This is a genomic window from Paenarthrobacter sp. NPDC090522 (genome assembly GCF_044769225.1).
Taxonomy (GTDB): domain Bacteria; phylum Actinomycetota; class Actinomycetes; order Actinomycetales; family Micrococcaceae; genus Arthrobacter.
Genome location: NZ_JBIVXL010000025.1, coordinates 43225 through 49986, shown reverse-complemented (window position 1 = coordinate 49986; position 6762 = coordinate 43225). Strand labels below are relative to the sequence as shown.

Here is a 6762-nt window from a genome sequence, read left to right as displayed (position 1 = left end):
CCCACCGCACTGTCCCGCCTCGAACGCGGACTCACCCACGACAACGACTTCCACCAACGCTACGAAACCTGGCTCAACTGCCAGTCCCCTGCAACCGTGCACATACCGGATCCCGGGTTGGCCCGCGTGCTGCCTGCCTGACCATGGCCGCGCAAGCCCCGGGGTCAAGGGCGTCCACGTGGCTCAACAACCGTTGACAACAATAGGAGCATCAATGTCCACACTTTCCGCCTCGGACTGGCCCGTACAGCCGCCGGACTGGCCCGGATTCCGCAGGTTTCCGCGGGTCCCCAGCAATGACAAGGCTCGGAATCGCGTTCGAGTCCCACCTCGGGCACGGCATAACCCCTCGTCAGAGAGGTCTTTGCTTTCCGGCCCCTCGTTCAGGTTTCAACCCGAGCGAAGTGGCTGGGCTCGTGGCGGCACTGAAAGAGGCTGGCCGGAAAATCAGCCTCGCTATGGGCTCGGGACTGCACCGGTGAGCGGCCAGTAAGCGTACGGCCCCAATATTGCCTCGATGGATAAACGTGGGTGCTTTCCATTTTGTTGGCTTCGGAAATCCTCGGGTCGACGGCCTGGAAGAGTTTCCTGACCGCTGAGACGAAGTCGGCTTGCGGATAGTCCGCTCAGTTATCCGCGTTCCGCGCCTGCTCCAGATCGGCTGCGTTCGCCAGCACTTCACTCAGGCTCATGCGCTGCTCGCCGGTGAGTTCGGCGGTTGCGACCTCCTCAAGCAGTGCGCCGGCCTGTGGGCTGTCGCCGAGCCGCAGTGCGAGCTCGGCGCGGTAGACCAGCGCCTCGACCAAGTCGGTGACCGGGGCCGTCGCGCGGTGCCTGGTCAGCGTGCTGTCCAGGATTCGGGCGGCCTGCCGCGTGTCACCCTTGGAGTCGCCCAGTACGACCGCATTCTGCGTGGCCTTCGCAAGTTGGCTGGACGGTTCGTTGACGCTGTCGTCAGCGGCTTCAGTGTTGTGGAAGAACCGGATCCAGTTGCCGCCGGGGTCGACGACCGAGAAGCCGGAGGCGTTGCCGGTGTTCTTCCGCTTGCGTGGCCTGGTCATCCGCGGGATGCCGGAGACCAGCACCTTGCCGTGCGTACGGCGCATGCTGGCGGCGAAGGCCTCGTAGAGCGCCATGGTGTCCTCGACCAGGACTACGCATGATCCGTACGACGTCTCCGGGTCGAAGCCGTCCAGTCCGAAGAACTGCAGCTGGAGGTCTTCGCGCCGGAGACCGACGCAAGGGTAGGGCTTGGTCTGCCAGTAAGTGCGTTCGAACCCGAGCATCTGGTAGAAGTCAGCGATCTCATCGATGGATCGGCAGGGCAGAAGGGGGACCGCGATCTCGCCTGACATGGCCTCATCCTCACACGTAGGGCAGTGCGTAGGGCTGACGCGCCCGTGACCCGGTGCACCGAGGCGGGCACTCCTAAAGTCTAATAGAGTGCCCGCATTGATCGGAGTTATGTGGGGTTACGCGTGCTCGGCCGGACTGCCTTCTCGGTGAAATAGGTCACTTCACCGCTAGGGTCCTCCACACCGATGATGAATTTACCTGCAGGAGTTGCCCGGACGTCCACAACCGTTCCGCGTCCACGGGTAGCAGTGGTGACTTCGGCTCCGGGTGTGAAGATACTTTCGGTCATGGTCCCTATTGTGCAGCAGAGCCAGGCGGAAAGCCTTCCCACTGCGTCGTCTGGACGCGGGCGTCAGTGCCCGTGTGCGAGCCTGTTGATGATGGTGCCCACGACGCCGGGTTCCTGGTTGGATTTCTCCCCGCGCTTCCAGTAGCCGTCGACGTCGGACGAGTGCTTGCCCAGCCCTGCGGCCTTGATCCATTTCCGGAGAGGTTTCAGGGAACCTGCTTCGCCCGCGGCCCAAACGTAACTGTGACCATCTTGGGGGATCTCAATCGTTTCGGCGGCTTCTGCGAGCAGCCTCGTGGTGCCGGGCTCGGCTCCGTTGCGGTGCAGCCACCGGATTTCCATGCCAGGCGGGGCCACCAGCGGGAGTTCGTCATCGGCTGAGCCCACCTCGATCACCGCGTACCCAATGATCGCTGAAGGGAGCTCTTCCAAGCGGCGTGCTATCGCAGGAAGTGCTGTCTCGTCTCCAAAGTAGGCTTGCCACCGGAATTCGTCCGGGATGACGACTCCTCGGGGCGGACCCGCGACCCAGATGGGTGCGCCCAACGGCGTTGTGCGCGCCCAGTCGGAGGCCGTTCCATGGTCATGGACAACGAAGTCCAGGTCGAATTCGCCGGCAGCGGCATCGTATCTGCGAACGGTGTAATCGCGGGTGACGGGCATCGGCTTGGGCCAATGAAGGTGGTCATCGTCCTGCTCGGGAACGCGAAGTTCGCCAGTGTCCGGATCGGGGAAGATGAGCTTGACGTGCTCATCGGCAATGTGGCTTTCGAAGCGGACCATGTTCTGGCCGCCCAGCGTCAGCCGGATCATGCGCGGTGTCAACTGCACGCGACGCAGCACCAGCACTTCGCGGATCCTGATGGGGAAGCCCCGCAAATAAGCCTGAGGGAGTCCGCCGACCGGGGCTCCTGCATTGGTGGGTGCGGTGTTCTTGTGTTGCATGTGGGTCGCTGGTTTCCTTCGTGCGTCCAGAGGGGCCGTCAAGACGGGGGACCATCCTGCAAAGCCAGCGGCCGTCCCGAGCGAATCCATGCTCGCCGTACCGCCTCAATTAGTGTTTTCCAGTTAGCTTAGCCTAAGCTAACTCCGCTTCCGGGTTGAAGGGTAGGTTGTCGCATGGCATGGGATACGGAACGAACAAAGAGACAATTGCTCCACGCGGCCATGGGTGAATTCTGCGCCCGGGGCCTTGCTGGGGCGAGGGTGGATCGGATTGCTGCGGAGGCGGGGGTCAACAAAGAGCGGATCTACCAGTACTTCGGCAGCAAGAACGCCCTTTTTGACGCTGTCATCGTGGCAGCTTTGAGTACCGTCATGGACGAGGTCCCCATCCAGGGCCGCGGTCCCGAAGCCATGGCTGACTACGCCGGCCGATTGTTTGATCACCATCAGAACGACGCGACCGTTCCCAGGCTGTTGTTCTGGGAGGGGCTCGAGCGGGGACACGATGTTGTTGGCCTCCCTGCACGCCTGGCCAACTGCGCCGCGAAGGTCGACAGCACACTCACCGCACTTCCTGGCATTTCGCGAGAAGCCGCCGGCGATCTGCTGATCACTATCGTGACCCTCTGTGATGCCGCGCCGGTCCTTCCGGCCCTTGATGGACTGATGGCCGGCGTCGTCCCCGGTCGTGCAGGGCAGCGCCGGGCCGCAGTTGTGCGCACCGTGCTGCTCACCGCCGAAGCCTTGTCGTCTGAGCAAAGCCAACGGCGACCAGCCCGTGCGGAGTGATGAAAGTCACCTGTTTCCGAGCGGCATCACGTGCGCAGCGGGAGCCCCCCCTACCGCTCCGGGATAAATACGTCACGAAACTGTTCTCTTTTTATTTCTTAGGTAAGCCTATGCTAAGTTCCTTCGAGGTTGGACTGATTCCTCCCCGGTATGTCCGGGTGCGCAGGTTGCGTTCCAGCTCTCCATTCGCATCTTCCAAGAGAGAACACCATGAAATTCCGCAACAGACTCATCCCGGCAGCCGCTGCTTTGGCGGCTGCTGCAATCGCCCTCACGGGGTGCTCGGGCGCATCCACCGCTGCCCAGGAGCCGAAGTCCTCGGAGAGCGCGGCAGCCAGCTCCTGGCCCCGGACGGTCAAGCACGAGAACGGTGAAACGGTCATCTCCGCCAAGCCGGAGAACATCGTCTCGACCTCCATTACCGCTACCGGCTCATTGCTCGCGATCAACGCACCGGTGAAGAAGACCGCGGCAACGAACCCGGGCGACATCACCGACAGCAAGGGATTCTTCTCCCAGTGGGCTTCGGTCGCTGATGAGCGTGGCGTCGGTGTGCTGTACCCGAACCTTGAACTGGATCTCGAAGCTGTCATCGCGGCGGACCCGGACCTGATCGTGGTCTCCACCAGTGGCGCCGACAGCGCCGCCGACCACTACAAGGAACTGAGCGACATCGCTCCGACCATTGTGGTGAACTACGCGGACAAGACGTGGCAGGACCTTGCGACTGAACTCGGCGAAGCCACCGGCCACGAAGACGATGCAAAGAAGGCCATTTCTGAATTCGATGGCACCGTGAAGGAAGCGGCCGGGAAGATCAAGCATCCGGCCGGAACCTCCACCATCATGAACTTCAACGGCGCAGGAAATGACAGCGCCGTAGGCAAGCTCAGCGGCACCCACGCCAAGCTTCTGACGGCGCTGGGCTTCAACGTAGCTGAAGCCCCTGCGGGCTTGGATTCGAGCAAAACCCCGCGCTCGGACTTCGCGTTCGTGTCCCTGGAAAACCTTCCAAAGGCGGCAGCTGCGGACAACCTGTTCGTCCTCAGCGGTGAAGAAGCGGACGTCAAGGCCATTCTTGACGAGCCGGTACTGGCCAACCTGCCGGCCGTGAAGGCCAAGTCGGTCCACACGCTGGGTAAGACGTCGTTCCGGCTGGATTACTACAGCGGCAAGCAGTTGGTTGAGCTTCTCACCAAGACGTTCAGCTAACCACAGCCGATGAGCCTGCTTTCCCGTGCCCAGCCCGGTGCGGGCACGAAGCCCGGTACTCCGTTGCGCCGCCGTGCGCAGCGGAGTACCGGCGTGCTGACCGGGTTGGTTGTAGTTGCCGCGTTGTGCGTCGTCAGTTTGGCGGTGGGTTCCCGCCCCGTGCCTGTGGACACGACTCTTGACGCCCTGCTGAACTTCAACCCGGGCAATGACCTGCATCTGTTGGTGATCCAACTGCGTCTGCCGCGGACGATCCTTGCGGTCCTGGTTGGCGCTGCTTTGGGCCTCTCCGGTGCTCTGATGCAGGCGTTGACCCGCAACCCGTTGGCCGAGCCGGGCATCCTGGGCATCAACTCCGGTGCCGCGGCAGCGGTTGCCGTGGGGATTGCCAGCTTCGGCGTAAGCGCGGTGGCCGGATATGTCTGGTTCGGTTTCCTCGGAGCGGGGATCGCCAGCGTGATCGTCTACGTGCTGGGCAGGGCTCATGACGCCGGGACGAACCCGGTCCGTCTGGTCCTGGCCGGTGCCGGGCTTTCGGTAGTGCTGGGAGCCCTGACGTCGATCGTACTGATCAACAGCGATCCCGATACATACGATGACTTCCGCCAGTGGGCGACAGGTTCGCTGCAGGGCCGCGGTTTCGATGTTCTGCCCGTAGTTGCCCTCGTGTGCCTGGTGGGCTTCGTCCTGGCGTTCAGCATGTCCCGGTCCTTGGATTCCCTCGCCCTGGGCGGGGACCTGAGCCGGGCGTTGGGAATATCGCCCCGACGAACCATGATCATCTCCGCTCTCGCCGTACTGCTGCTCTCTGGCGCTGCCACGGCAGCCGCGGGCCCCATCGCTTTCGTTGGACTGGCCGCCCCGCACATGGCCCGCCTGTTGGTCGGGCCCGGCCACCAATGGCTGTTGCCCTATTCGATGGTGACCTCGGCCATCGTGCTGCTTGCCGCCGACATTTTGGGCCGGCAGGTACTCTTCCCAGGCGAAATCGGCGCTGGAATCATGACCGCCCTCATCGGCGGGCCCGTCTTCCTCGCCCTTGTTCGCCGCAGAAAGATGGCACGACTATGAACCCAGTCCAAAACACCAGCAACCCGTTGCCGGCGCAGGCCTCACGATCCCGGGTTCCGGTCGGTCGTCTGACAACGGTGGGGAGCTACTCGTTCCTGTGGCATCCGCGGACTGTCGTCGTGGTCATTGCCCTTGTACTTCTTGTTCTTCTCCTCGGCATCGTTTCCATGGGCACCGGGACCATCCGGCTCTCCTTTGGCGACGTCGTGGGTACCTTGCTGGGGCAGAACCAGAACGCCGGTATCACCAAGGTCGTGACCGGAATCCGGCTTCCGCGGCTGGTGACAGCCGTGTTCGTGGGAGCCTCCCTGGGCATGGCTGGTGCCGTGTTCCAATCGATTTCACGCAACGCCCTGGGATCACCGGACATCATCGGATTCACCACCGGCTCCGCTACCGGGGCTGTCCTGCAGATCATTGTGTTCAACGCCGGCGCTGCGGCCACCGCTGCCGCCGCCGTAGTCGGTGGACTGCTCACGGCCGGGATCGTCTACCTTCTCTCCATTAAGGGCGGCGTGACCGGTGGGTACCGGCTGGTCCTGATCGGAATCGGCGTCGGCTCGATTCTCGGCGCCCTCAACACCCTCCTGCTGGCCAAGGGCTCCCTGGAGCTCGCCCAATCCGCCTACCTGTGGCTCAGCGGTTCCTTGAACGCCCGTACTTGGGAACAAGCGGCACCGGTGGCTGTCGGGTTCCTGGTGCTGCTGCCACTCATTGGCTGGTACGGCCGGAACCTGAACCTGATGGAACTCGGCGACCACTCCGCCCGCCAGCTTGGCGTCAGGGTGGAACGGACCCGGCTGGTCATGATGGGTGCCGCCGTCGCACTGACAGCATTGGCGACGGCGGCAGCCGGGCCGATTGCCTTCATCGCCTTGGCGGCGCCGCAGCTGGTGTTGCGGCTCACTCGCGGAACAAGGGTCCCGTTGCTGTCCAGCGCCGTGATGGGAGCCGCGCTGCTGGTCGGCTCGGACCTGCTGTCCCTCTACCTGCCCGTGAAGGCTGCCATCCCCATCGGGCTCATGACCGGGCTCGTGGGTGGGGTATACCTGCTCTGGCTTTTGACCCGCTCCCGCCAGCTCTGATTCCTGGAAAGACGA

The 6762-nt window shown here is 63.3% G+C and carries 7 protein-coding genes; 4 read left to right on the top strand and 3 right to left on the bottom strand.

Going from position 1 to position 6762, the window contains the following annotated elements; translation table 11 throughout:
• Positions 1 to 626: 626 nt before the first annotated feature.
• From ACIQT2_RS21755 to ACIQT2_RS21745, 3 genes are all read right to left on the bottom strand, one after another.
• The gene (locus tag ACIQT2_RS21755; RefSeq protein WP_402950734.1) at positions 627 to 1355 is read right to left on the bottom strand and encodes a hypothetical protein; all 729 of its coding nucleotides are present in this window, start codon (positions 1353 to 1355) and stop codon (positions 627 to 629) included.
• Positions 1356 to 1462: 107 nt separating this feature from the next.
• Complete coding sequence (locus ACIQT2_RS21750; RefSeq protein ID WP_400336504.1) at positions 1463 to 1645, bottom strand: hypothetical protein; 183 nt, start codon at positions 1643 to 1645, stop codon at positions 1463 to 1465.
• A gap of 63 nt (positions 1646 to 1708) precedes the next feature.
• Positions 1709 to 2590, bottom strand: a complete 882-nt coding sequence (locus ACIQT2_RS21745) for a siderophore-interacting protein (protein WP_402950732.1) — start codon at positions 2588 to 2590, stop codon at positions 1709 to 1711.
• Between the two features lie 174 nt (positions 2591 to 2764).
• On the opposite strand from ACIQT2_RS21745, the gene ACIQT2_RS21740 reads away from it, so the two are divergent.
• The 4 genes from ACIQT2_RS21740 to ACIQT2_RS21725 all read left to right on the top strand — a co-directional run bounded on the left by ACIQT2_RS21740 (position 2765) and on the right by ACIQT2_RS21725 (position 6747).
• Positions 2765 to 3379 (top strand): TetR/AcrR family transcriptional regulator, encoded by a 615-nt coding sequence (locus ACIQT2_RS21740; RefSeq protein ID WP_402950729.1) that lies wholly within the window; start codon positions 2765 to 2767, stop codon positions 3377 to 3379.
• 210 nt (positions 3380 to 3589) lie between these two features.
• Complete coding sequence (gene fepB / locus ACIQT2_RS21735) at positions 3590 to 4591, top strand: Fe2+-enterobactin ABC transporter substrate-binding protein (protein ID WP_400336507.1); 1002 nt, start codon at positions 3590 to 3592, stop codon at positions 4589 to 4591.
• A 9-nt stretch (positions 4592 to 4600) separates the two neighbouring features.
• The gene (locus ACIQT2_RS21730; RefSeq protein WP_402950726.1) at positions 4601 to 5662 is read left to right on the top strand and encodes a FecCD family ABC transporter permease; all 1062 of its coding nucleotides are present in this window, start codon (positions 4601 to 4603) and stop codon (positions 5660 to 5662) included.
• A complete protein-coding gene (locus tag ACIQT2_RS21725) occupies positions 5659 to 6747 on the top strand; it encodes a FecCD family ABC transporter permease (protein ID WP_402950723.1) in 1089 nt (362 codons plus the stop codon). Before ACIQT2_RS21730 ends, ACIQT2_RS21725 begins: the two co-directional genes overlap by 4 nt.
• Positions 6748 to 6762: the final 15 nt, after the last annotated feature.

Excerpts from the sequence above, each read along its gene's own strand:
- ACIQT2_RS21755 (WP_402950734.1), bottom strand. The coding sequence starts at position 1,355 with ATGTCAGGCGAGATCGCGGTCCCCCTTCTGCCCTGCCGATCCATCGAT.
- ACIQT2_RS21750 (WP_400336504.1), bottom strand. The coding sequence starts at position 1,645 with ATGACCGAAAGTATCTTCACACCCGGAGCCGAAGTCACCACTGCTACC.
- ACIQT2_RS21745 (WP_402950732.1), bottom strand. The coding sequence starts at position 2,590 with ATGCAACACAAGAACACCGCACCCACCAATGCAGGAGCCCCGGTCGGC.
- ACIQT2_RS21740 (WP_402950729.1), top strand. The coding sequence starts at position 2,765 with ATGGCATGGGATACGGAACGAACAAAGAGACAATTGCTCCACGCGGCC.
- fepB (WP_400336507.1), top strand. The coding sequence starts at position 3,590 with ATGAAATTCCGCAACAGACTCATCCCGGCAGCCGCTGCTTTGGCGGCT.
- ACIQT2_RS21730 (WP_402950726.1), top strand. The coding sequence starts at position 4,601 with ATGAGCCTGCTTTCCCGTGCCCAGCCCGGTGCGGGCACGAAGCCCGGT.
- ACIQT2_RS21725 (WP_402950723.1), top strand. The coding sequence starts at position 5,659 with ATGAACCCAGTCCAAAACACCAGCAACCCGTTGCCGGCGCAGGCCTCA.